The 22,334-nt window shown below is 55.9% G+C and carries 21 protein-coding genes; 11 read left to right on the top strand and 10 right to left on the bottom strand.

Translation table 11 applies throughout. The annotated features are described in order from the left end of the window. Positions 1-13: 13 nt before the first annotated feature. The 5 genes from raiA to yjgA all read left to right on the top strand — a co-directional run bounded on the left by raiA (position 14) and on the right by yjgA (position 2,532). Positions 14-304: a ribosome-associated translation inhibitor RaiA gene (raiA, locus tag AAC019_RS14270; RefSeq protein ID WP_339899741.1), complete on the top strand. Its 291-nt coding sequence runs from the start codon at positions 14-16 to the stop codon at positions 302-304. 13 nt (positions 305-317) lie between these two features. Beyond that, positions 318-773 (top strand): PTS IIA-like nitrogen regulatory protein PtsN, encoded by a 456-nt coding sequence (gene ptsN, locus AAC019_RS14265; RefSeq protein ID WP_339899739.1) that lies wholly within the window; start codon positions 318-320, stop codon positions 771-773. Between the two features lie 12 nt (positions 774-785). Beyond that, positions 786-1,664 carry an RNase adapter RapZ gene (gene rapZ / locus AAC019_RS14260; RefSeq protein ID WP_339899737.1) on the top strand — a complete coding sequence of 293 codons (879 nt, stop codon included), beginning with the start codon at positions 786-788 and terminating at the stop codon, positions 1,662-1,664. Beyond that, positions 1,665-1,937 carry an HPr family phosphocarrier protein gene (locus AAC019_RS14255; protein WP_339899736.1) on the top strand — a complete coding sequence of 91 codons (273 nt, stop codon included), beginning with the start codon at positions 1,665-1,667 and terminating at the stop codon, positions 1,935-1,937. 73 nt (positions 1,938-2,010) lie between these two features. Next, entirely contained in the window at positions 2,011-2,532 is a 522-nt protein-coding gene (yjgA, locus tag AAC019_RS14250) for a ribosome biogenesis factor YjgA (RefSeq protein ID WP_339899734.1), read from the top strand. A gap of 36 nt (positions 2,533-2,568) precedes the next feature. Here yjgA and AAC019_RS14245 read toward each other — a convergent pair whose 3' ends face one another. From AAC019_RS14245 to AAC019_RS14220, 6 genes are all read right to left on the bottom strand, one after another. After that, positions 2,569-6,582 (bottom strand): YhdP family protein, encoded by a 4,014-nt coding sequence (locus tag AAC019_RS14245; protein ID WP_339899777.1) that lies wholly within the window; start codon positions 6,580-6,582, stop codon positions 2,569-2,571. A 53-nt stretch (positions 6,583-6,635) separates the two neighbouring features. After that, positions 6,636-8,105: a ribonuclease G gene (gene rng, locus AAC019_RS14240; protein ID WP_339899733.1), complete on the bottom strand. Its 1,470-nt coding sequence runs from the start codon at positions 8,103-8,105 to the stop codon at positions 6,636-6,638. A 57-nt stretch (positions 8,106-8,162) separates the two neighbouring features. After that, complete coding sequence (locus AAC019_RS14235; protein WP_339899731.1) at positions 8,163-8,768, bottom strand: Maf family protein; 606 nt, start codon at positions 8,766-8,768, stop codon at positions 8,163-8,165. 17 nt (positions 8,769-8,785) lie between these two features. After that, positions 8,786-9,283 (bottom strand): rod shape-determining protein MreD, encoded by a 498-nt coding sequence (gene mreD, locus AAC019_RS14230; RefSeq protein ID WP_339899730.1) that lies wholly within the window; start codon positions 9,281-9,283, stop codon positions 8,786-8,788. A 6-nt stretch (positions 9,284-9,289) separates the two neighbouring features. After that, the gene (mreC, locus tag AAC019_RS14225; RefSeq protein WP_339899729.1) at positions 9,290-10,111 is read right to left on the bottom strand and encodes a rod shape-determining protein MreC; all 822 of its coding nucleotides are present in this window, start codon (positions 10,109-10,111) and stop codon (positions 9,290-9,292) included. Between the two features lie 98 nt (positions 10,112-10,209). Beyond that, a complete protein-coding gene (locus AAC019_RS14220; RefSeq protein ID WP_339899728.1) occupies positions 10,210-11,244 on the bottom strand; it encodes a rod shape-determining protein in 1,035 nt (344 codons plus the stop codon). 439 nt (positions 11,245-11,683) lie between these two features. Here AAC019_RS14220 and gatC point away from each other — a divergent pair, with 439 nt between their 5' ends. From gatC to cysZ, 5 genes are all read left to right on the top strand, one after another. Then, positions 11,684-11,971, top strand: coding sequence for an Asp-tRNA(Asn)/Glu-tRNA(Gln) amidotransferase subunit GatC (gatC, locus tag AAC019_RS14215; protein ID WP_339899727.1), 288 nt, complete (start codon positions 11,684-11,686; stop codon positions 11,969-11,971). 82 nt (positions 11,972-12,053) lie between these two features. Next, a complete protein-coding gene (gene gatA / locus AAC019_RS14210) occupies positions 12,054-13,508 on the top strand; it encodes an Asp-tRNA(Asn)/Glu-tRNA(Gln) amidotransferase subunit GatA (RefSeq protein ID WP_339899726.1) in 1,455 nt (484 codons plus the stop codon). Positions 13,509-13,520: 12 nt separating this feature from the next. Then, entirely contained in the window at positions 13,521-14,969 is a 1,449-nt protein-coding gene (gatB, locus tag AAC019_RS14205) for an Asp-tRNA(Asn)/Glu-tRNA(Gln) amidotransferase subunit GatB (protein ID WP_339899724.1), read from the top strand. Continuing rightward, positions 14,966-15,262, top strand: coding sequence for a PA4642 family protein (locus tag AAC019_RS14200; RefSeq protein ID WP_339899723.1), 297 nt, complete (start codon positions 14,966-14,968; stop codon positions 15,260-15,262). Before gatB ends, AAC019_RS14200 begins: the two co-directional genes overlap by 4 nt. Positions 15,263-15,276: 14 nt before the next feature. After that, positions 15,277-16,023: a sulfate transporter CysZ gene (cysZ, locus tag AAC019_RS14195; protein WP_339899722.1), complete on the top strand. Its 747-nt coding sequence runs from the start codon at positions 15,277-15,279 to the stop codon at positions 16,021-16,023. A gap of 361 nt (positions 16,024-16,384) precedes the next feature. Here cysZ and AAC019_RS14190 read toward each other — a convergent pair whose 3' ends face one another. The 4 genes from AAC019_RS14190 to AAC019_RS14175 all read right to left on the bottom strand — a co-directional run bounded on the left by AAC019_RS14190 (position 16,385) and on the right by AAC019_RS14175 (position 20,958). Then, positions 16,385-16,867: a YajQ family cyclic di-GMP-binding protein gene (locus AAC019_RS14190; RefSeq protein WP_339899721.1), complete on the bottom strand. Its 483-nt coding sequence runs from the start codon at positions 16,865-16,867 to the stop codon at positions 16,385-16,387. Positions 16,868-16,878: 11 nt separating this feature from the next. Further along, positions 16,879-17,787, bottom strand: a complete 909-nt coding sequence (gene ampE, locus AAC019_RS14185) for a regulatory signaling modulator protein AmpE (protein WP_339899720.1) — start codon at positions 17,785-17,787, stop codon at positions 16,879-16,881. 12 nt (positions 17,788-17,799) lie between these two features. Continuing rightward, positions 17,800-18,372 carry a 1,6-anhydro-N-acetylmuramyl-L-alanine amidase AmpD gene (gene ampD, locus AAC019_RS14180; protein WP_339899719.1) on the bottom strand — a complete coding sequence of 191 codons (573 nt, stop codon included), beginning with the start codon at positions 18,370-18,372 and terminating at the stop codon, positions 17,800-17,802. Between the two features lie 120 nt (positions 18,373-18,492). Further along, on the bottom strand, positions 18,493-20,958 hold the full coding sequence (locus tag AAC019_RS14175; RefSeq protein WP_339899717.1) for a DUF1631 domain-containing protein: 2,466 nt from the start codon (positions 20,956-20,958) through the stop codon (positions 18,493-18,495). 305 nt (positions 20,959-21,263) lie between these two features. On the opposite strand from AAC019_RS14175, the gene nadC reads away from it, so the two are divergent. Further along, positions 21,264-22,124, top strand: a complete 861-nt coding sequence (nadC, locus tag AAC019_RS14170; protein ID WP_339899716.1) for a carboxylating nicotinate-nucleotide diphosphorylase — start codon at positions 21,264-21,266, stop codon at positions 22,122-22,124. Positions 22,125-22,334: the final 210 nt, after the last annotated feature.

Genomic DNA, 22,334 nt, shown 5'->3' with positions numbered 1-22,334 from the left:
CGAGGAGCAGTGTATGCAAGTAACGATCAGCGGCCATCATGTAGATGTAACCGAGGCGATTCATAATTACATCGAATCAAAGCTCGAGCGACTCACTCATCACAGCGACCTAATCACCAGCATCAACGTGACGGTATCTGTCGAAAAGCTGACACAAAAAGCCGAGGCCAAGATTCATGTAAACGGCAAAGACTTATTCGCCGACGCCGAATCCGAAGACCTCTACACCGCGATCGATGCCATGACCGACAAGCTCGACCGACAGCTTATAAAACATAAAGAAAAACTTCGCAGCCACCGTTAGTGACTCAATAACTATGCAAATTGCACAGATCTTATCGCCGGAACGCACCCTAAGCCGTATTGAGGGCGTCAGTAAAAAGCGCGCGCTAGAGATACTCGCCAACACCATCGCCGAGAGTATTCCCGGCATGGACGCCGACGACATCTTCCGCCGCTTAATAGCCCGGGAAAAACTCGGCTCCACCGGCATCGGCCACGGCATTGCCATTCCCCACAGTAGGCTGCCAGGCTGCGATGCGACTATCGCCGCACTCATCACCTTAAAAGCCCCAATCGACTTTGACGCGATTGACGGCAATCCGGCAGACGTGCTCTTTGCCATGCTGGTTCCCGATCAAGCTAACGATGAACACCTGCACACATTGGCGGCACTCGCCGGGGCGCTTAACGAGGGCGATTACCGCCAATCGCTGCGCGATGCAGATTCGGCAGCGGCGCTGTACGCTGCTGCCATTGCTCACGATAACTAATCGGTACGCCGTATGCACCTAGTGATCGTCAGTGGATTATCCGGCTCGGGCAAAAGCACAGCGCTTAACGCACTGGAAGACTCGGGCTATAACTGTATCGACAACCTTCCGGTAAGCTTACTGCCCATGTTGATCGATCAAATCCAACTGCACAAAGATGCGGCCAACCAGAGCTTTGCCATCGGCATTGATATTCGCGATGCTTGGCAAGACCTCGCCATGTTCCCCAGCGCTATCGAGCCGCTGCGCGATGCGCGCTTGCCCTTTACCGTCATATTTCTTGATGCGACGGCCGAAAAAATCATTCAGCGCTTTAGTGAAACCCGCCGCAAACATCCGCTCAGCGATAAGCACACCAACCTGACCGAAGCCATCCAAACCGAGCACCAACTGCTATTGCCCATGCGCGACAGCGCAGATTTAGTGGTCGACACCAGCGCGCTTAACGTACACCAATTGCGCGACTTAATTAAAGAGCGGGTAGCCGAGCCCAACGCCGTCGGTATGGCGGTGCTGTTTGAATCGTTTGGCTTTAAACACGGCCCACCCAGCAACGCCGATTTAGTGTTTGACGCGCGCTGTTTGCCAAACCCCCACTGGGACCCTAATTTGCGCGCACAAACCGGGCTCGAACAGGACGTAATGCTGTTTCTGGACGAACAACCGCTGGTGCAGGATATGCTAGAGGATATCAAAGGTTACTTAACCCGTTGGTGGCCACACTACCAAGCCAACAACCGCAGCTATATTACTATCGCGATAGGCTGTACCGGGGGCCAACACCGCTCGGTTTACCTGTGCCAAAAGTTGCAGGCTCACTTTGCCCAAGAGCTGGATAACGTTCAGGTCAGGCATCGCGAGCTTGGCCACGCAACAAAAGAGAGCCATTAAATGCCTGAAAAATTTGTGACGATTGTCAATCGTAAAGGGTTACACGCCCGCTCCGCCGCAAAACTGGTAGCACTGGCCAAAGAGTACCCCTGCCAGGTGGAGCTCGTGGTGGCCGACAAATCCGCCGACGGGGCCAGCATGATGGCCCTGATGATGCTGGCCGCCGGTATCGGTACCGAAATTTGCGTACGCACCGAAGGGCCTCAGGATCACGAGGCAATAGAGGCCATCTGTGCTTTGATAGAGGCAGGTTTCGACGAACAGGACGAATAACGCGCTGCGCTGCGTCCTGTCCGACAAGCTGCTATAATCCCGCGCCCACCCAATACGAGCCGTCCGCAACACCATGACAACCGATTTTGAATCAGAAACCGAAGAGTTCGACGAAGGCCCCAGTAAATCTCAGCGCAAACGCGACATGCATGCACTGCAAGCACTTGGGCAAGAGCTCACCGAGCTAAGCGCATCGCACTTAGCGGCTTTAGAGCTTCCGGATGAGTTGCGCGAGGCCATTACCGAAATGGGGCGTATTCGCCAACGCGAGGCTAAGCGCCGCCAGTTACAGCGCATTGGCCGGTTAATGCAGCTGGTCGACAGTGAGCAACTCACCACTCAGCTGAGCGCCATTAAATCGCAAGGGACCTTAAGCGTCCAGCGCCAGCACTTAATTGAACGCTGGCGCGATGAGCTTCTAAGCGGCGATAACGAGGCGCTCAATCGCTTTATCAGTGAGTACCCCGAGGTCGACATCCAACACTTGCGCCAGCTTATTCGTCAGGCAGGCAAAGCGCAGCCACAAGAAAAAGCGACGGGGCATTCGCGCAAGCTATTTCGCTGTATCCGCGATACTCTCGCGCAACACGAATAGCCCACGGGCCAGTCTTGCTCCGCAGCCCCGCCGCGGCTACTGTGACTCTACCTCGGACACCCGGTCAAACGCTGTTACCGGATCATCCCAATCGCCGCTAATGCGATAGCTTAAGCTGGTCACTTTGTTCATCTGCTCTTCAAATAATTTGCTGATCACAAACACACCAGCGGCGGCTGGCAAACCGGCGGCAAGCGCAGCTATCACCGTCAGGTTCCCGCCCATGGGCAAGGTGGCCACTAAACGAGTATCCAACGTCTGGTCCAACAGGTTAACCGTGCCGGTAAGCTGCATCCGGCTCGACGGAGAACGCAGCAGTACCGGCTCGACCACGGCCATCTGGCCCGATTCGAAGCGCACCGACCCGGTAATTTCATCAAAGGTTAAACCGCTTTTGTATAAATCCGAGAAGTCCAACCGTAAACGACGCGCCAGCGAATCGAAATTAAACAACCCCATCAGGCGCAGCAAACCTTCGCCGGCAATGGCCGAGTCGCGCACAAACCGCCCCGAGCCGATATCCACCGCGACATCCCCCTCAAGCTTTGCCAGCTCAAACGCCTGAGGGCCACCGGGCCAGCTCAGCGCCAACTGATACTCGGCCGACTCACTCTCGATGCTTTGCGGTGCCTGCCACTGGCGCATAACCTCGGCCATATCCTCGGCCGCCACGGTTACCTTTAACTCGGTCATCTCCGGGGCAAGCTGCCAACGTAACGTCCCACCCACACCTTCGGTGCCCGCAACACTTAGGCCACGCACCTCGCCCTGAAGCTCAGTTAACAGTAACGTATTACTAAAGGGCTCCAGGTTAAATTGCCAGCGCCCGTAGTCCGCCTCCCCGAGTTGCAACCGGTCAATGGATACGTCGGCCCGGCGCAGCTGTTGCAATGTTTCGGCGGTTAACGTCATGCCAGTTGCAGTGCTCACGTCGTCTTGCGCATCACGGTCATCGGCGGACATTGCTGGCAGTTGCAAATTCGAAATTGCCAAGCGGGCCCTGGCCTGAGGGTCAAGCGGCCAGTTTAATTCACCGGTTAAACGATCGCTGGTGATCACAAAGTCCCAGGCGTCGGGCAGCTGACGCAACTGCAGGCGCAGTTGCGTCAGCTTAAGCGCCCCGACAGGTTGCTCGGCGATATGCAGATCAGCCGCCAAAGGTACATCCAGCGAGGTTAGTGCCACAACGTCGTCCATGGCGCCCTCCGTGGTGACTTCAGAGTCACCCAGCATTTCCCTGCGATACCCATTAAATCGTTGCTGGACCTCTTGCCAGGCGGCAACGTCGATCGTATCGAGCTGCCCATTAAGGTGTAACGCCGGCTGCGGCAACAATTCAGGCTCACCGCCCAAAGCAATTGCCCCACCAAGCAGAGTCTGCGTTTGCGGGGCGATGTGCAATGTTGCCCGCAGCTCGTCTAAATAGTGCACATCAGCCAGCGCAGTCTGCCGACCTAAAATATAATTCACCACCAGTTCGCCGGGCGTGCCGGCCACTTTGCCCAAGGGCTCGGGCAAGCTGACACTTGTGTGCGTTAAGTCTGCGGTCACACCGACGGCGGCAATTAACTCATCCTCCGGCGCCGTGTCATCCGTCAAAAATTCGTTCGGCTCCGTGTTAACAGGCTCTGATCGCGGGCGGTGATCAAGCGCTACATGCACGTTAAAAGGCACACGCCCCTCGGCAAACAGTAAGGCCGGCTGGGTACGCCACTCGGCCAGTTGTCGCACACTTGCCTCGGCCGCCACATCGATCAGAGTGCGCGTTTGCTGCCCGTCATATTCAGTGCCAAGCGCGATAGTGGCATCGTGGCCAAAAAGCTGCCCTTGTAGCCTCTCTGAGCTAAGCCCATCATCACTGTTGTAAAAAATACGCCCGTTAAACTCAGCAAGCTCCAGGCCGTAGTTATCCAGAGCAAAGCTTGTGGCATCTATCTCGATTTGCACATCGTGGTGGCTGCCCGCGGCACCGGCACTTAAGGGGATCGCAAGATCTACCGCCGCGATTAAATCGCCATGCAGATACCAGGTATCCATACTGTCGCCGACGTAATCGCGCAGTACGCTCTGGCGTAAAATACGTAACCCGTCACTGGCAATGCCCTCTAGCCGCCCGGTTACGCCCAAGATTTTGCCGTCGTCAACCGGGTTATCGTGCAGAGTAATGATCGCGTTTTGCACATCGCTGTTGTATATCTGACCGTGCTTAAGCGTGGTATAAAGATCGGCGTTATCCAGTAATAAGCGCCCCTGCAAATTGCGCGCGGCAGGCCAATCCGGGTGGTAATTAAAATAGCCATTATCGATATCAAGCTTGAGCGCAATACTGTGATCAGCCGGCGCCCGGCTATTGATAGCACCGCGATAAATAAAAGCGGCCTGCTGCGCGATACCAGGGTTGTTATCGCCGATACCACGGGTTAAGTATCGAGTTAGATCCTCGGGCACAACCGCCGGCAAATATTTTTTATACTGCCCAGCGGCCACGTTTTGCGCAGCCACATACACTGTTAAATCAATGGGGCCGCTGTTGCGCTGCCAGGGCAGCTCAAGATGAAAATAACCCTGAGCCTGCTCGGCCCCATCGGTAACATCGAGCGGGCCACTGTTCACAAAAATGCGATTATCTTCGGGCCTCAAATGCCACGCCACCCGGCCACGGGCGCTATCAAACTCGAGTGCTCGCTCATACACACCCGGAAACGCCATGCTAAAACCACTGTGCGCATCAAGCTGTACGTATCCACCGTCAACACCGGCTGTGACAAAACCGGAGACATGCTCAAAGGCAGGTACCTGATTCCAACTGCCGACACTCACATCATCGAGCACTGCCGCCAGCCGCCAATCCGCCCAGGAGCCAGGCATAGCCGTTAACTCTAAAGACTTTACGTTACCGCTGGCATCGAGACTATTTACCAGTTTTGTCAGGGCCGGGTACGGCGTCAACAAACGCCCCTGCTGCAAAATACGCGTTAGCTTGGCCAAATCTAATGCCGAGGTCTGAGCACTCATCGGCGCTTTGGGCCCGGCTCGGCCCGCCACAAAATCGAACTCCATGTGAGTATCTTCATCGAGTACCCACAGCGATTGCTGCAGCGCTAGGTGCCAGCGATCGAGGCTGGCAAACTGACCACTGACGTCGGCCCGAACACGAGTCAAGGAGGCGTCCGTTTCGGGCAGCGCCACTTTTACCCCGGCCAAATCAAGGTCGCCCACCACACTGACACTGGCGTTCTCGGCTTTGCGGCCAAACCACAAACTCGCACTGAGATTGCCCTCGGAGGCTAACGGCTCATCCGCAAGCCCCGCTTTTTTAAGTACAGCCGCAATAATTTTATTGGCCGGAAAATTTCGCAGCTGCAGGTAGGCATCGGCGCTAAAGCGTTTATCTCTGGGGTCACCGTGCCCCTCCATTAAAAAAAACAGGGCGCCGGCTCGCTCGGCAACATCTAACTGCAATAACAGACGATGAAAATCGCCACTGTTTTCCAACAGCAGTGACGGGGATTCAAGGCGAACTTGCTCGCCATTGGTAAAATAAAAATCGAGATGGGTTTCTTTAAACGCGATGCGCCGAGAGGCCAATAAGATATCGAGTATTTTATCGTGCAAATTACCCGCCGGGCGCGCACCATCGTTGCTAATACCCTGTAAGCGCCAGTGGCCCTGTTCATCTTGACGCAGCGCCATAGCCCCACCGGCCAACTCAACATTACCCCACACCGGGCGCCACGCGAGCACCGAGCCGACAATATCCAGGCGCAAGCGCGCCCGATCCATCGCCAATAAACGCTCGCCAGTGGCCGCGTCTACCTCCAGGCCCTTAACCTCCAGCACCGGCTGCAACCCGCTCCAGTCTGCGTTTACCTGGGCCAGTTTTACCCGCCCTCCGGTTTGCTCGGACAAAAGCGTTTCTAACTCTTGCCGGTAGTCGGTCACTAGATACGAAAAACTGCGGCCAGCCTGAATCAGCACGGCGAGGGCGATCACCAACACCGCCAACGTCAGGCAAAGTTTACGCAGTAAGTAGCCCAGAGCCCGAAGCATCAAGTTAAACCTCGTCCCGCACCCAAACAGACAGCCAATTGCGCATATCGCGTTTACACCAAGACAATGTCGTACTGCTCCTGAGTAAACAAAGGCTCCACCTGAAACTCGATGGTGCGGCCAATAAAGGCTTCAAGATCGGCCACATAAGCGGCATCTTCGTCGAGCAGGCGATCGACCACAACCGAGGCGGCTAAGACCAAAAACTTTTCGTTATCGTAGGCCCGCGCCTCGCGCAAAATTTCGCGAAACACCTCGTAGCACACCGTCTCGGCTGACTTCACCTTGCCGCGCCCCCGGCACACCGAGCAACTCTCGCACAGTAACTGGCCCAGTGACTCACGGGTCCGCTTGCGGGTCATTTCAACCAGGCCTAACTCCGACACACCGGTAATTTTAGTTTTGGCGTGGTCGCGATCGAGCGCTTTCTCCAATGTGCGCAACACTTGCCGCTGATGCTCGGGATCTTGCATATCGATAAAATCCAACACGATGATGCCACCAATATTGCGCACCCGAAGCTGGCGGGCGATGGCGCCGGCCGCCTCCATATTGGTTTTAAAAATTGTCTCTTCAAGGTTGCGCCGTCCGACAAAGGCACCGGTGTTAACATCCACCGTAGTCATCGCCTCGGTTTGCTCGATAATCAGATAACCATTGGATTTTAACGGCACCCGCGGGTCCAGTGCCCGGGCAATTTCATCCTCGACACCATACAAATCCAGCAGAGGCCGCTCACCCTGATAGCACTCAATGATGTTAATCAGTTGCGGACAGTACTCATTGGCAAACTCTCGCATTTGCGACCAGCTTTGCCGCGAGTCCACCCGAATTTTTTCAATGGGTAAGCGCGCTAAATCCCGCAGCGAGCGCAAGGTCAACGGCATGTCTTCATAAATCACCGCCGGCGCAGTGATAGCCGCCAAGCGCTCGGTTAAATCCTGCCAGAGTTTTTGCAAAAAAGGGATGTCCCCGACAATCGCATCGGCAGGGATGCCCTCGGCCACGGTGCGCACGATAAATCCGCCGCTGATACTCTGCTCCCGCACACTGGCCTCAACCGCGTCGCGCAAGCGCTTGCGCTCGGCATCGTCGTCGATGCGTATCGACACACCGATGTGCGGGCTGTTGGGCATATAAACAAGGTAGCGTGAAGACAAGGTGATGTGGGTGGTAAGGCGGGCGCCTTTGGTGCTGATGGGGTCTTTACTAACCTGCACCAGCAGTGTCTGCCCCTCGCGCACTAAGGTGCGGATATCGGGCAACTCGGACGGGCGCGGCTCACCTTCGGCGTGCTCGGGCACCAGCTCCTGAGCGTGAATAAAACCGGTGCGCTCCAGGCCTATATCGACAAACGCCGCCTGCATTCCTGGCAACACCCTGACCACTTTACCCTTGTAGATATTGCCCACAAACCCGCGGCCGTGGCTGCGCTCGACATGCAGCTCTTGCAATACGCCGTTATCAACCAGCGCCACCCGCGTTTCCACCGGAGATACATTGATCAGAATTTCTTCACTCACTGTGCGCTTCCCACCCGTGTCATCCGACAGTACTCACTCGCAAAAAGCGTGGTGTACTCACTCCCGGCCAAGCCAAAAAGGAACATTGTACTTGCTCAACAGGGGTGCTGTCGTCTCTAGTGGCAACCCCACAACGTTGGAATAACTGCCGCGAATTTCACGCACAAACACGGCCCCCAACCCCTGAATACCGTAACCTCCCGCTTTGTCGACGGGCTCTCCGGTATGCCAGTATTGGGCGATTTCGCTATCGCTGAGCTCGCGAAACAGCACCTGGGTGCGCACCAGGGCAACATCCGTGGAGGCGCCATTGGTTAAGGCAACCGCCGTCATCACCGTGTGGCTGCGCCCGGACATCGCCCGCAGCAATTGCGCGGCGTGCGCTTGCCCCTGGGGCTTTTCCAGCAACTGGCCATCGAGCACCCCAAGGGTATCGGCCCCAAGCACCACCTGGTTGGCGCCGGCACACTCCAGTGCGCGCCACCCCGCCTCGGCTTTGGTGCGGGCCAGCCGGGTAACATACTGTTCGGGGGATTCCTCCGGCGCGAGCGCCTCCGGCACATCGATGCGTACTCGGGTAAAGTTTACGCCAATTTGGCGCAGCAACTCGGCGCGCCTTGGCGAGCCGGACGCGAGAAACAATTGGCAAGAAGTGTGGCTCATGGCGAAACCCGCTCCAGCTACACTTGACGGGCAATGCGGTAGTAACGCCGCAGCCGGTCAAACACCATTGCCAACAGGGGCCAACAGCAAGCGCTGGCCACCGCCGGCAGCAAAAACTCAAAACCATCCATCGGCCGCCCAAAGAGCGCCTGCACCCAGTAAGCCAGCAACTGGGCACAGGCAACCAACAGCAGCACCCACAGCGACTCCTGCCAGCGGGCAAAGTGACGCACGCGACGGTAACTGCGCAGACACAAATAACCCACTAACACCAACATCAGCGGGTGCTGCCCCAGCGGTGACCCCACCGTTACGTCCAGCAACATGCCAAGCAGCAGCAACAGCGCCATACTGCTGCTTTGCGGAAGAATATAAACCCAGTAGATCACCACCAGCAGGGTGAATTGTGGCCGAAAAATTCGATACTCAAGTGCCAGTGGATAAACATCCAGCAGCATAGCCACAAACACGGTTAAGACGATTAAAAAGTAAACGGGGAAACGATCGGGCAGCATAGTGCGCTAATCAACCTGAGGGGCTTCAAACACCAGCAACACGTTGCGTGTGCGATCCATCTGAGCCATAGGACGCGCGCTGATTTGCGCAAAAGGCTGGCCCGGGTCGCGCTCGATTTTTTCGACCACGGCAACCGGATAGCCCGCCGGAAAACGTTGGCCCAAGCCCGAACTGACCAACAAGTCTCCTACCCGAATATCCGTGGTGTTCGACACATGGCGCAGTGTCAGGCTATCCAGGGAGCCGGTGCCTTCGGCAATGGTACGTATACCGTTGCGATTAACCTGCACCGGCAGGGCGTGGGAGGGGTCAGTAAGCAACAACACCCGCGCACTGTCGGGCCCCACCTCAATCACTTGCCCCATCAAGCCTTTTGCGTCCAGCACCGGCTGCCCCACCGAGACGCCATCGTCGCTGCCGCGATTAAGCACTAGGGTATGACTGAGCGGGTTGGGTGATACACCGATTAATTCGGCCACTAAAACATCGTCTTCGAGGATTTCGGTGGCATTAAGCAACTGCCGCAGACGGACATTCTCGGCGGCCAGGGCGGCCATTTGCTGTAGTTTGCGCTGGTGAATTAGCAGCTCGGAGGCGAGGCGCTCTTTTTCTTGCACCAGCGCGGCACGAGAGACAAAGGTCTCATCGCTCCAGTCACTGATACGTCGGGGTACATCGGTAATTTGATAAAACGGCTTGGCCAACGTGCTGAGCTCACGTCGCACCGGGTCGAGCCAGTCGGTGTACAGGCTAATCAACACCAACGCCAGAGCAATCAGGCCAAAAAAGGCAAAGCGAAAGCTGACAGCAGGGCCTTTAGTGAACAAAGTTTTAATGGTGGCATCTCCTGGCGCAACGCACTCGTCGATAGGCGCGGCATCAAAGGGTGGCCCCTAGTTGCCGCGCGAGCAATATCCGGGCGGAACTACGAAGACAATAAATCGATGTTACGTTTGTCGTTCATCTCCATCGCCATACCGCCGCCACGGGCGACACAAGTCAAAGGATCTTCGGCCACCACAAAAGGCAGGCCAGTTTCATTGGCCAGTAAACGATCGATATCACGTAGCAGCGCGCCACCACCGGTTAACACAACGCCGCTTTCGGCGATATCGGAGGCCAGCTCCGGAGGCGACTGCTCTAAAGCACTTTTAACCGATTGCACGATGCCAGCCAGTGGCTCTTGCAGCGCCTCTAAAATCTCATCGCTGTTAAGGGTAAAGCTGCGGGGCACCCCTTCGGCCAGATTGCGGCCGCGCACATCGATCTCGCGCACTTCACTGCTGGCGTAGGCACAGCCGATTTCCTGCTTAATGCGCTCGGCGGTAGCATCGCCAATGATGCTGCCGTAGTGACGGCGCACGTAGTTCACAATGGCCTCATCAAAACGATCGCCGCCGATGCGCACGGAGTCGGAGTAAACCACGCCGTTAAGTGAGATAACGGCAATCTCGGTCGTCCCGCCACCGATGTCTACCACCATCGACCCGTTAGCCTCGGCCACTTTTAAGCCGGCGCCAATCGCCGCCGCCATGGGCTCTTCGATTAGTCGAACTTCCAGTGCTCCGGCGCCTAAAGCCGACTCGCGAATGGCTCGCTTCTCAACCTCAGTCGACAGACACGGCACGCTAATCAATACCCGGGGGCTTGGGGCAAACCAGCTGTTTTCATGGACTTTGCGAATAAAATGCTGCAGCATTTTCTCGGTCACCTGAAAGTCGGCAATCACACCGTCTTTTAGGGGACGAATAGCGGTAATGTTACCTGGGGTGCGGCCCAACATGCGCTTGGCCTCCATACCCACCGCCTCGACAATTTTTTGCCCGTTGTGATGACGAATCGCCACTACCGAGGGCTCGTCGAGCACAATGCCGCGTCCGCGCACGTAAATCAGCGTATTAGCTGTGCCTAGATCGATAGAGAGGTCATTGGAGAACGCGCCGCGAAGATATTTAAACATGAGTGTTGATGGCCTTAAGATACTGGTCTTGCTCAACTCACCCCAACGCAGGCGAGCCGGGCTCTATTTGTTGTTACGGACTAACGCAAACGGCGGCGTAAGCGCTTAGGCGCCCGCCGAAAACAGTTAACGAGTCCCAAAAATGCTGTGCTTAATAGCCCTATCGGGGTATTAACGTAACCTGCTGACCATTGCGCCGGTCACCAGGGTAAGAGCCACTAACCACAGACCCCTTGGGGATGCTGGCACTCTATCAACGGCGGGGATTTAGGGCAAGGCACAAATGTGATAACTTTACCGCCTTTTGAGGGAATCTCGCTATTTTTTAGCGAATGATGGCCGCAATGGGCCATTTACCCGTAAAATTAGCCCAATTAAAGATGAGTACGCCTGCGCCGACCGCCCTTAGACGAGTCTGCGCCCCAGACGGAGCACGCCCATGGCAGTAAACAAAAGCGACATCGAAAAGCTGGCCGAATTGTCGCGCATCGACATCTCAGATGAAGCCGCCGCCAACGTGGCGCAGAGCATCTCCGAGGTACTCGCGCTGGTCGATCAGCTGCAAGCGGCCGATACCAGCGGCGTTAGCCCTATGGCTCACCCACTGGATGCCGTGCAGCGCCTGCGTCGCGATGAAGTGACCGAGCCCAATCAACGCGAGGCCCTCCAGGCTATGGCCCCGGCCACGGAAGACGGTCTTTACCTGGTGCCCCGGGTCATTGAATAACCGCACCTTTGCGACACCGCCCTAACTCCACGCGCGAGCGAATTCGCGCCACCGGCAAGTTATTCCAAAGGATACACAATCCATGCACACCAAAACCATTGCCCAGCTCGGCAAAGCGCTGCGCAGTAAAGAGATCACCAGTGTCGAGCTCACCCAGCACTATCTGGATCGTATTGCCGAGCTCGACTCGCGCTACAACAGCTTTATCACGGTAACGCCCGAGATCGCGCTGGCCCAAGCTAAAGCGGCCGACGAGCGCTTGGCCAATGGCGATACATCGCCGCTGTGTGGCATCCCCATCGCCCACAAAGACATTTTTTGCACCCAGGGCGTGCGCACCAGCTGCGCCTCTAAAATGTTGGACAACTTTATTGCCCCGTACGATGCCACCATCGTCGAAAACTACCAGCGCGCCGGCGCAGTGATGCTGGGCAAAACCAACATGGACGAGTTCGCTATGGGCTCTTCCAACGAGACCAGCTACTATGGCCCGGTTAAAAACCCCTGGAACACCAACTGTGTGCCGGGAGGCTCCTCTGGTGGCTCTGCGGCAGCCGTAGCCGCGCTGCTGGCGCCTGCCGCCACCGCCAGTGACACCGGCGGCTCGATTCGCCAGCCTGCAGCCTTGTGCGGCCTTACCGGCATAAAGCCCACCTACGGCCGGGTATCGCGCTGGGGCATGATTGCCTTTGCCTCAAGCCTCGATCAGGCCGGCACCCTCACCCGCACCGCCGAAGACGCCGCCTTAATGCTAAACACCATGGCCAGCTTCGACGCCAAAGACTCCACCTGTGTCGATCAACCGCTGGAAGACTACACCGCCAATCTCGGCGATTCGCTCGCGGGGCTGACCATCGGCATCCCCGAGGAATACTTTGGCGAGGGTCTGCACCCGGATACCGCCAAGGCCGTGCAAGCCGCCATTAAAACCTACGAATCACTGGGCGCTAAAACGCGCTCAATCAGCCTGCCGCACACCGACCTCGCAGTACCGGCTTACTACGTGATTGCGCCGGCCGAGTGCTCGGCCAACCTGTCACGCTTTGACGGCGTGCGTTACGGCCACCGCTGTGACGCGCCGAAAGATCTGGCTGATTTATACAAACGCTCGCGCAGCGAAGGCTTTGGCGACGAAGTAAAACGCCGCATCTTGGTGGGCACCTACGCGCTGTCGGCCGGCTACTACGACGCTTACTACAACAAAGCGCAGCAAGTGCGCCGTCTGATCAAACAAGACTTTGTCGACGCCTTTAAAGACGTCGACGTCATCCTGGGCCCCACATCGCCGTCACCGGCGTTTGAGTTTGGCGCCAAAACCCAGGATCCGGTCGCCATGTACCTCGAAGACATCTACACCATCGCCACCAACCTGGCGGGCCTGCCCGGGCTATCGATCCCCTGCGGGATGGTCGATAACAAACCTGTTGGGCTACAGCTAATCGGCAATTATTTTGCCGAGGGCAAACTCCTGAATGTCGCGCACCAATTTCAGCTCGCGACCGATTTTCACCAGCAGCTGGCACCGGCAACCGCCTAAGAGGACGACACGATGGAATGGGAAATTGTTATCGGGCTTGAGATTCACGTCCAGCTCGCCACTCAGTCAAAAATATTCTCCGGCGCCAGCACCGCTTTTGGCGCCGATGCTAACACCCAAGCCTGCGCGATCGATCTGGCCATGCCCGGCACCTTACCGGTAGCCAACGAAGAGGCCTTTCGTTACGCCGTTATGTTTGGCCTGGCCATGAACTCCGAGATCGGCAAACGCTCGGTCTTTGAGCGCAAAAATTACTTTTACCCCGACTTACCCAAAGGCTACCAAACCACCCAACTGGAAGAGCCCATCGTCGGCCCCGGTGTCATCGACATCGAGCTGGCCAACGGCGAGACCCGTTCGGTACGCTTACACCACGCCCACCTCGAAGAAGACGCAGGCAAGTCGCTGCACGAAGATTATCAGGGCATGAGCGGTATCGACCTCAACCGCGCCGGCACGCCGCTGATTGAAATCGTCTCGGAGCCAGACATGCGCTCGGCCGAAGAGGCCGTGGCCTACCTGAAGAAGATCCACTCGATCATTACCTACCTCGGCATATCCGATGGCGAAATGTCCCAGGGCTCGATGCGCTGCGACGCCAACGTATCCGTGCGCTTAAAAGGTGAAGAAAAGCTCGGCAACCGCTGCGAGATTAAAAACATCAACTCGTTTAAGTTTGTCGAAAAAGCCATTAACGTCGAGGCCGAACGGCAAATCGAGATCATCGAAGATGGCGGCAGTATCGCTCAGGAAACCCGCCTGTACGATGCCGATAAAAACGAGACCCGCTCGATGCGCAGCAAAGAGGTGGCCAACGACTACCGCTACTTTCCCTGCCCCGACTTACTGCCGGTTATGTTGGACGACGATTACATCGCGGCCATTAAAAGCACCCTACCCGAGCTGCCCGACGCCAAGCGCGACCGGTTTGTCAGCGAATACGAGCTGTCGGCCTACGATGCCAGCGTATTAACCACCGACCGCGCCACCGCCGACTTTTTTGAAACCGTGGCCAAAGAATCGGGCGAGCCTAAGCTTGCGGCCAACTGGGTCATGGTCGACCTGGCCGGTTACTTAAACAAAACCGATACCGCGTTAAAAGACTGCCCCTTTAGCGCCGGGCATCTGGCCGGCCTTATCAGCCGCATTAAAGATGGCACCATCTCGGGCAAAATTGCCAAACAAGTGTTTGAGGGCATGTGCAGTGGTGAAGGCGACGCCGACACTATTATCGAAGCCCGCGGCCTGAAACAGGTCAGCGATACCGGCGCACTCGAGAAGATGGTGGATGACGTTATTGCCAACAATCAGGCGCAGGTACAAAACTACGTTAACGCCGACGAGGCCAAGCGCCCCAAAATGCTCGGCTTTTTTGTCGGCCAGATCATGAAGGCCAGTAAAGGCCAGGCCAACCCACAAGCGGTTAATGAAATCTTACTGAAAAAGTTGAACGAGCAATGACACTGAAAAAAGACAAGCAAAAAGTACTGGGCGAAGTTTTTGACGATAAACGCATCAAAAGCTTTTTACAATACCCCGCGCCCGAGGGCGTCAGCCGCGACTTTCATTTACTGGAAAAAGCCTACCGGGGTATGCGCGAAGAAAACTTCGCCACCTTCTTAACCTTTTACAAAGAGGCCGGCTACGATCTAAACGCCACTGGTGCTGATGGCAAAACCTTTTTACAAACCATCAAAACCCACCGCTTAGCCGATGACTATATTGTCGCTCTGGAGCAAGCCGGAGCCAAGTAACGGCACGTCATAAAATGAAAGGCAACCCAACCCATGCCGTAAACTATTTAACCCGGGGAGCGGGGCTACTCGTCTCCCCCGGGTTAAAGCGGTTTATCATCGTACCGCTTTTGGCCAACATCGTGGTATTTGCATTAGCCACCTTCGCACTCGTCCACCTGTTTAGTGATTTTTTAACCTTTTTAATGGGCTGGCTGCCCGGCTGGTTAGAGTTTCTGGCGTGGTTACTGTGGGCTATTTTTGCCTGTGTCATTTTATTTGTGTACGGCTATAGCTTTAACGTCATCACCAATTTAATTGCCGCGCCTTTTTACGGCATTTTGGCCGAAAAAATCGAGCAAAAACTCACCGGCGTAACACCGCCCGAAGAAACCTGGGCGCAACTTATCCCCCGCACCCTTGGCCGCGAGCTGGTAAAAATTTGGTATTTTATTACGCGCGGGATACTGATCTTATTACTCGTTTTGGTCAGCTGGTTTATACCTGGGTTAAACCTTGTGGTTCTCGTGGTAGGGGCGCTTTGGTCCGCATGGTGCATGGCCGTGCAATATATCGACTACCCTGCCGACAACCACCAAACCCCCTTCGACCGTATGCGTTACCTGTTAGGCCAGACGCCCCTCACCAGCTACCCGTTTGGCGGCATGGTAATGCTTGCCAGCATGATCCCCATTGTTAATATATTTGCCATGCCCATCGCCGTTGCCGGCGCCACTGTATACTGGGTCGAGTCGCTCAGGCACCAAAACCTCGCCCAATAAAGCCGCTCTGAACTCAATAGAATATTCCTGCCTGATAATGAGTAAGTGGACTACCGACGGGTGATCAATTAGCCCCAAAGTCACTGGGTTCCCATTTTCATGGGAACGACGATTGAGGAAAGGGGCAGCGTGAAGCCCACCACCACCCCAACTACAGCGTCATCCCGGGCGCAGCGAAGCGGAGACCCGGAATGACGTACAGGGAAGTACTAATGTCGGCAAGAGCCAGGGATAGCGAAGCCGACCCAGCGGCTCGGGGGTCTACAGCGTGAAATAAACCAAAGACACTGGGTTCCCATTTTCATGGGAACGACGACGGCGATGGAGCAAAGGAGCTTCACATCACCCACCCCCACCAATATCAATCGCGAAAGTTAGTAAACTGCAGCGGCAACTCAATATCCGAGCTTTTCAAAAACGCCATTACCGCCTGTAAGTCGTCGCGCTTTTTACCAGTCACCCGCAGTTGATCGCCCTGAATTTGCGCCTGAACTTTAAGCTTTTGCTCTTTAATCATTTTAACGATTTTTTTCGCCAATTCCGTCTCGACACCGGTACGCACCACCACATCCTGTATCGTTTTTTTGCCGCTAGCTCGCGCAGGCTTTACCTCTAAACAGGCGATATCGATTTTATTTTTAAGCAGCGCGCTTTGTAGCATATCGAGCATTTGCTGTAGCTGAAACTCAGCTTCGGCCGTCATGGTAACCACATAGTCTTTTAGCTCAAAATCGGCGTCCACGCCCTTAAAGTCGTAGCGCGTTACAATAACCCGCTTTACCTGATCAACCGCATTGGTTAAATCGTGTTTTTCTACCTCAGAAACCACATCAAACGAAGGCATATTATCTCCAGTTAAACCATTAAAGTGACGACCGCTGCGGCAAACACCCACAGCAAAAGAGCACGCGAAAACATACTTGCCGCCGACTCAACCAAATGTAATGAATAGCTAGGCTCGATTCGCGCCGCGGGCTGAAACCGACGAGCATCGCCACTTTTAGACCAATCGCTTTCCTCTCCCATCGCCCCTACCAATACCGAAACCAAAAATACCGGCGTTAGCGTACGCAACGACAACCACAAGTGCCGCCAGCGCACCATGCAGCACTCAAAGTGCCCCACCAGTGCCCAGCTTAACCCCAGCAAGCGCGCCGCAGGCCACTCGATAATCGTCAAAAAGCGCCCCACTTGCCCAGCTCGGGAGTCGTTTACATCCAGCAAATGCCCCCACAGCAGCACCGTTAACCGGTACGCCAATGCTCCGGGGGCACCGGCCAGCAAAAACCAAAAAATAACCGCAAACATCCGCTCGAAGCCGCGATAGGTAAATACCCGCAGCGCCTCGCGGTTAAGCGCGGTCCAGTCACCACTATTGCGGCTGCCGCGTAAATCCGGGTCCAGATTCATCGTGTCGAGCACGCTCGACGCTTTAACCGAGTCACCCGCGTGGGCCGCCTCGGTGTAGGACTGCAGCGCGCCGGCATAATCCCCACGCCCCAAGCTATACAGCAGCACCGGTATGTTGATTAACAACAACCAAAGCTCGGAGGCGCACAGCGCAATATAAATAACCAGCGCCGCCAGCAGCACAACCGGCACGGCTACCGCAAGCACACACAACCAAGGGCCACGCGCCACGCGCGGATTAGCGTGCGGCAACCTCTGCCAGCCATTAAAAAACCATTGGTCGCGATGCAGCGGTTTACCCGAGCCCCACCACTGCACCAGCAACAACACGATCACTAAACTTATAAATGTCACGGCCGCTCCGCCTTAACGCAATGTTATGTGTGAATAGTATTTAGCCCAATCAAACGCCTCGCCCGGGTCTGTTTTGCGCCCGGGCGCGATATCGCAATGGCCGGTAATTCGCTCTGGCGTCATTTTTGGAAAGTAGGCCAGCAACGCATCGGTTAAACGCCCCAGGGCCGCATATTGCGCCTCGGTGTAGGCATCCGTATCCGTGCCTTCCAGCTCTACCCCTATACTGTAGTCGTTGCACTCGGCAACGCCGGCAAAACACGAGCGGCCCGCGTGCCAGGCGCGATCAAACAGCGAGACAAACTGCACCAACTCGCCAGCACGGGTAATCAGCACATGCGAAGAAACCCGTACGGCGGCGATGGTCGCAAAGTAGGGGTGAAGGTCGGGGTCGAGCTGGTTGGTAAAAAACTGCTCAATATAGCCGTTGCCAAACTCACCGGGAGGCAGGCTGATATTATGAACCACAAGCAGGCTAACTTCAGCGCCCGCGGGCCGGGCCCCAAAATTGGGCGAGCAAACGTGCCGCGCTGGGTTAATCCAGCCGGACTCACTGATCTTAATGTGCTGTGGAGTGTTTAACAACGGTACGACTCTGATGGCCCTTAAGTTGCCCCAGTATAATCAATGCGCCAGCCAGATACGACAACGGCAGACCTAAGCCTGCCGTTCTCATCGGTGTTGCTAATCGCACGTGCCAGCTAGTTAGCGACCGCTATTGCCTCGCGGTTGACGCAAGCTGCCAATTACCGACTCTAGCGCCCGATCAAACAGCATGCCGTCATCCAGCACCCGGATGCGCCCTTCTTGTAGGGCTCTAGCTAAGCTTGGGCGATCTTCCTCGGCCACTTTCATCCCGGTGCGATTGACAAAAATGTATTTACCGGTGGGCTTGATAATCGCCGCCAAGCGACAACGGTAGGCCTCACCAGAGGCCGAGACCATCTCAAACCAGCTGCCCTGGGTAAGGTTAGACACCAGCGCCAGATGCTGGGTATCAATATCACCCGTGCTGGGCACATCGCTCACTGCCGGCTCTGCCACTTCGGCGCCGGCTTCCACCGGGCTTGCGGCCTCAGGTTTTCTAGCCAGGCCTTGAGAAGGCTCCAACGTCTCCAGTGCCTGCACCATCTCTACCGCATCAGATTTTACGGCAGAAAATTCCGGTGCCGGCGATTCGTCCGCAGCCACTGGGGCAGCGGGCGCATCATCTTTCTCGTCTTGATCAGTCACCTGAGGCTCTAAGCTCGACTGCGGAGGCTCGGACGCTTTCGGTTGAGGCTCCGGCTGAGCCGCTGGCGGCTCGACCACTGGCGCAGTGGCCTTAGGTTTGCTGCGCAAGATTTCCAGGTGTAGCTTTTCAAGTGACTTAAACAACTGCCCCATTTGATAGGGGTTAAAAGCGATATCCTCTAGCCCACCGCGCAGCTCTGCCAGCAAACGTGGCACCAGTTTAAGCAGCCGTTGGCGATTATCGCCTGTCATACGCGCCGTTGCGCTCCACACCAGCTCGCGGGCGGTTTGCAATTGCTTGCCAAAAGTCTCGCTCTCGGGGCCCTGCTTTAAGCAGGTAATAAACAGTACATTCGACCAGGCGCTGGCCAAAAGCTCGGCGGCCGCACTCGGCAATGCAACGCCGGCGGTAATCTCTTCCAGCGCGGCATCGACATCGGCGCGGGCGCGCTGAGATTTTGCCTTGCCGTCTTCGGCATCAATGGTGCGCTGCTCCAGGATCTTTGAGCGGCGCTTTTCTTTCTCTTGAAACGCGCGAAACTCCAGTAGCAAAGTATCAAAAATACCCACGTCTTTGCTAAAGTCGCTCAACACTTTGGCTACCGTTTGATCGATTTGGCGGTAAAGCATATCTTTACCGCGGTTTTCTTCACCCGAGTCATGCCACCCCAAAGCGGCGGTTGCCATCTCGTTCAGCAGGCGCCGCGCCGGGTGCCCACCTTTACCAAAAAACGACTTGTCGGCTACCGCCACTTTAATCATGGGAATCTGCAAACGGGCAAGCTGCGCCTTCATGGGGGCGGCCAAACTGCGATCTTCCAAAATAAACTCAAACATCATACTCACGAGGTTAATCACATCCTCGTCAATATCGTTAATCTGCCGCTCGCCAGCGCCGCCGCGCGCCAACAGGTGGCTCACCTGAGTTTTAATGTCATCCGCACTCAAGCTATGCGAGGCACTCGCCTGGGGCGCCGAGCGCTGCTGCGCCAAGGTTAAAATACTCAGCAAGTCTTGCGATGACAGGCTAGGCCCGGCAGGCGCCGCCTGTGGCTGAGCGGCCGATCCGCCCTGCGCTTTTAACAGCTCGCGCAAGGTGCCCAGCAGCTCTTCGGCGTTTTCGTCTTGCGCTTGGTCACGCTCAGGGGCACCGCTCTGTTGCGGCCGCTCAGCCCGTTTTGCTGGACTGGGCTTTTCCTTACGCGCCGCCACACCACCGCGCAGCGATGGCAAAATATTCGCTTCAATTAAGTGCTGATTAAGCTGATCATAAAGGGTGCCCAACTGACACATAACCAGCCGGTCAAACAATTTGAGCAGTACCAAGCGCGCCTTAACGTCGATATCAATACTGCCAGAGGCCGCCACAAACGACGCACAAACCGCGTCGCAGCCCACGGGGTTGTTCTTTTGATACACCTTAACCGGTACCAGCTGATCCATTCGCAAGGTTAAGTGCTGCACCCGCTCGGAGTACTGCTCATTGGCGCGGTTAACCATGGTCTCGCTGGCAACCATCTCTTCTAGCTCATCGTTGGCTACCAGTGAGAGATTGTCGAGGTTGGCCGGTTCATCATCGCTACCCGCCTCGGGGAAGGCCTGCGCATCCATAATGCGGGCAAAGCCCACATCGACTTGGTAAAAGAATTCCGCTTCGGTGTCTTTGCGGTGCAGGCGCACTTGGCGCATAGAGTCAAAGTAGAGGTTTTGTTCGTGATTATTAGTCGCCTGATCGGCCAACTCAAATAAAGCGTCATCGATTTTATCAAACAAATTGCGTAACAAGCCCTGCAACGTCTGGCGCGCTTTTTCACGCAGCAGGTGCATAGCGGCGGGCATTCGTGCCAGCACAGCTTGGGGGTCTCGTCCCTGGGTTGTTTTTACCTCACGCTCGGCCCTGAGCGACACAACATTTTCGTGGTTAGACGATTCGGACATGATGATAACCCGTTAAGGGAAAACTCAAAATAAGGACTTGTTCACAACTATAAGTATATGCTTCACAACACAAACTCCCAATAACAAAAGCCTTAAATGCGGCATCTATCACATTTAAGGCTAAAAACAGCAGCCAACTATAACTTTATGGACCACACCAAAAACAATCTGCGTTTTTGGTTATAAGGGCCGTCGCGCGTTACAACATCAGGTTAAATTGCGCCACTGGCGCGCGCTCTTTCACCCCCTCACACATCCGGCCACAAATCTCATACAATAACCGCTTTACCACTCAGGGCCTCACCATGCTTAGCCAATACGCCGATCAAATCCCCAACCTGCGCCGCGACCTCATAAAAAATGTAACCGCCGCCCTAGAGGAAGACATCGGCAGCGGCGACATTACCGCGCAGCTTATCCCTGCCGGCCAACACACCAAAGCCCGCATCATTACCCGCGAGGACTGCACTTTTTGTGGTAAAAGCTGGGTCGAAGAGACGTTTCGTCAACTAGACCCAGAGGTTACTATCACCTGGCACATTGCCGACGGCCAGCAAGCCGCCGCCAACAGCACCCTGTTTGAGCTAGAAGGCCCAGCCCGCAGCCTGCTTACCGGCGAGCGCACCGCCCTTAACTTTGTACAGCTGCTTTCTGGCGTGGCCAGTACCGCCCAGCAATACGCCCAGCTGGTAGCGGGCCTACCCATAAAAATCCTCGACACCCGCAAAACCCTACCCGGGCTGCGCAGCGCACAAAAATACGCCGTCGCCTGTGGCGGTTGTCATAACCACCGTATCGGCTTGTACGACGCATTCTTGATAAAAGAAAACCACATAGCCGCCGCCGGCAGCATCGAGGCCGCCGTAACCAAAGCCCGCGAGATCGCCGCCGACAAACCGCTAGAGGTAGAGGTAGAAACCCTCGCCGAGCTGAATCAAGCCCTGGCCAGCGGCGCGGATATCGTGATGCTAGACGAGATGGATTTAGAGGACGTAAACCGTCACCTAGAAGGCAAAACCTTTACGGCGCAGCTAGAGCTATCGGGCGGGGTAGACATTGCGCACATCAACGCCCAGAAAAGCTTATTTAAAAATATCAGCCGGATATCGGTGGGGGCACTAACCAAACACTGCCGGGCGGTGGATTTGTCGATGAGAGTGGAGTGAGGCCATCAGTCGCCGAAGCCCTACACCCAAGGCCCCGACGTGCCCCCGCCCCACGGCTCTCGTCATTCCCGCGAAGGCGGGAATCCAGCGACTGCAGCACTCAAGCCTGATGCCTAGCGTGCAGGACGCTAGCAGACTGCTGAAAAACCCCTTAAGTACTCAGGCTTTCAGGCTGGTTCGTAATCTAGGCGCCATTTTGAAGGTGTGTGC

The organism is uncultured Gilvimarinus sp. (assembly GCF_963975215.1).
Lineage (GTDB): Bacteria > Pseudomonadota > Gammaproteobacteria > Pseudomonadales > Cellvibrionaceae > Gilvimarinus.
Note: the sequence above shows the minus strand (reverse complement) of the source record. Positions and strands in the feature narration are given on the sequence as shown.

Excerpts from the sequence above, each read along its gene's own strand:
- raiA (WP_339899741.1), top strand. The coding sequence starts at position 14 with ATGCAAGTAACGATCAGCGGCCATCATGTAGATGTAACCGAGGCGATT.
- ptsN (WP_339899739.1), top strand. The coding sequence starts at position 318 with ATGCAAATTGCACAGATCTTATCGCCGGAACGCACCCTAAGCCGTATT.
- rapZ (WP_339899737.1), top strand. The coding sequence starts at position 786 with ATGCACCTAGTGATCGTCAGTGGATTATCCGGCTCGGGCAAAAGCACA.
- AAC019_RS14255 (WP_339899736.1), top strand. The coding sequence starts at position 1,665 with ATGCCTGAAAAATTTGTGACGATTGTCAATCGTAAAGGGTTACACGCC.
- yjgA (WP_339899734.1), top strand. The coding sequence starts at position 2,011 with ATGACAACCGATTTTGAATCAGAAACCGAAGAGTTCGACGAAGGCCCC.
- AAC019_RS14245 (WP_339899777.1), bottom strand. The coding sequence starts at position 6,582 with ATGCTTCGGGCTCTGGGCTACTTACTGCGTAAACTTTGCCTGACGTTG.
- AAC019_RS14235 (WP_339899731.1), bottom strand. The coding sequence starts at position 8,768 with ATGAGCCACACTTCTTGCCAATTGTTTCTCGCGTCCGGCTCGCCAAGG.
- mreD (WP_339899730.1), bottom strand. The coding sequence starts at position 9,283 with ATGCTGCCCGATCGTTTCCCCGTTTACTTTTTAATCGTCTTAACCGTG.
- AAC019_RS14220 (WP_339899728.1), bottom strand. The coding sequence starts at position 11,244 with ATGTTTAAATATCTTCGCGGCGCGTTCTCCAATGACCTCTCTATCGAT.
- gatC (WP_339899727.1), top strand. The coding sequence starts at position 11,684 with ATGGCAGTAAACAAAAGCGACATCGAAAAGCTGGCCGAATTGTCGCGC.
- gatA (WP_339899726.1), top strand. The coding sequence starts at position 12,054 with ATGCACACCAAAACCATTGCCCAGCTCGGCAAAGCGCTGCGCAGTAAA.
- gatB (WP_339899724.1), top strand. The coding sequence starts at position 13,521 with ATGGAATGGGAAATTGTTATCGGGCTTGAGATTCACGTCCAGCTCGCC.
- AAC019_RS14200 (WP_339899723.1), top strand. The coding sequence starts at position 14,966 with ATGACACTGAAAAAAGACAAGCAAAAAGTACTGGGCGAAGTTTTTGAC.
- cysZ (WP_339899722.1), top strand. The coding sequence starts at position 15,277 with ATGAAAGGCAACCCAACCCATGCCGTAAACTATTTAACCCGGGGAGCG.
- AAC019_RS14190 (WP_339899721.1), bottom strand. The coding sequence starts at position 16,867 with ATGCCTTCGTTTGATGTGGTTTCTGAGGTAGAAAAACACGATTTAACC.
- AAC019_RS14175 (WP_339899717.1), bottom strand. The coding sequence starts at position 20,958 with ATGTCCGAATCGTCTAACCACGAAAATGTTGTGTCGCTCAGGGCCGAG.
- nadC (WP_339899716.1), top strand. The coding sequence starts at position 21,264 with ATGCTTAGCCAATACGCCGATCAAATCCCCAACCTGCGCCGCGACCTC.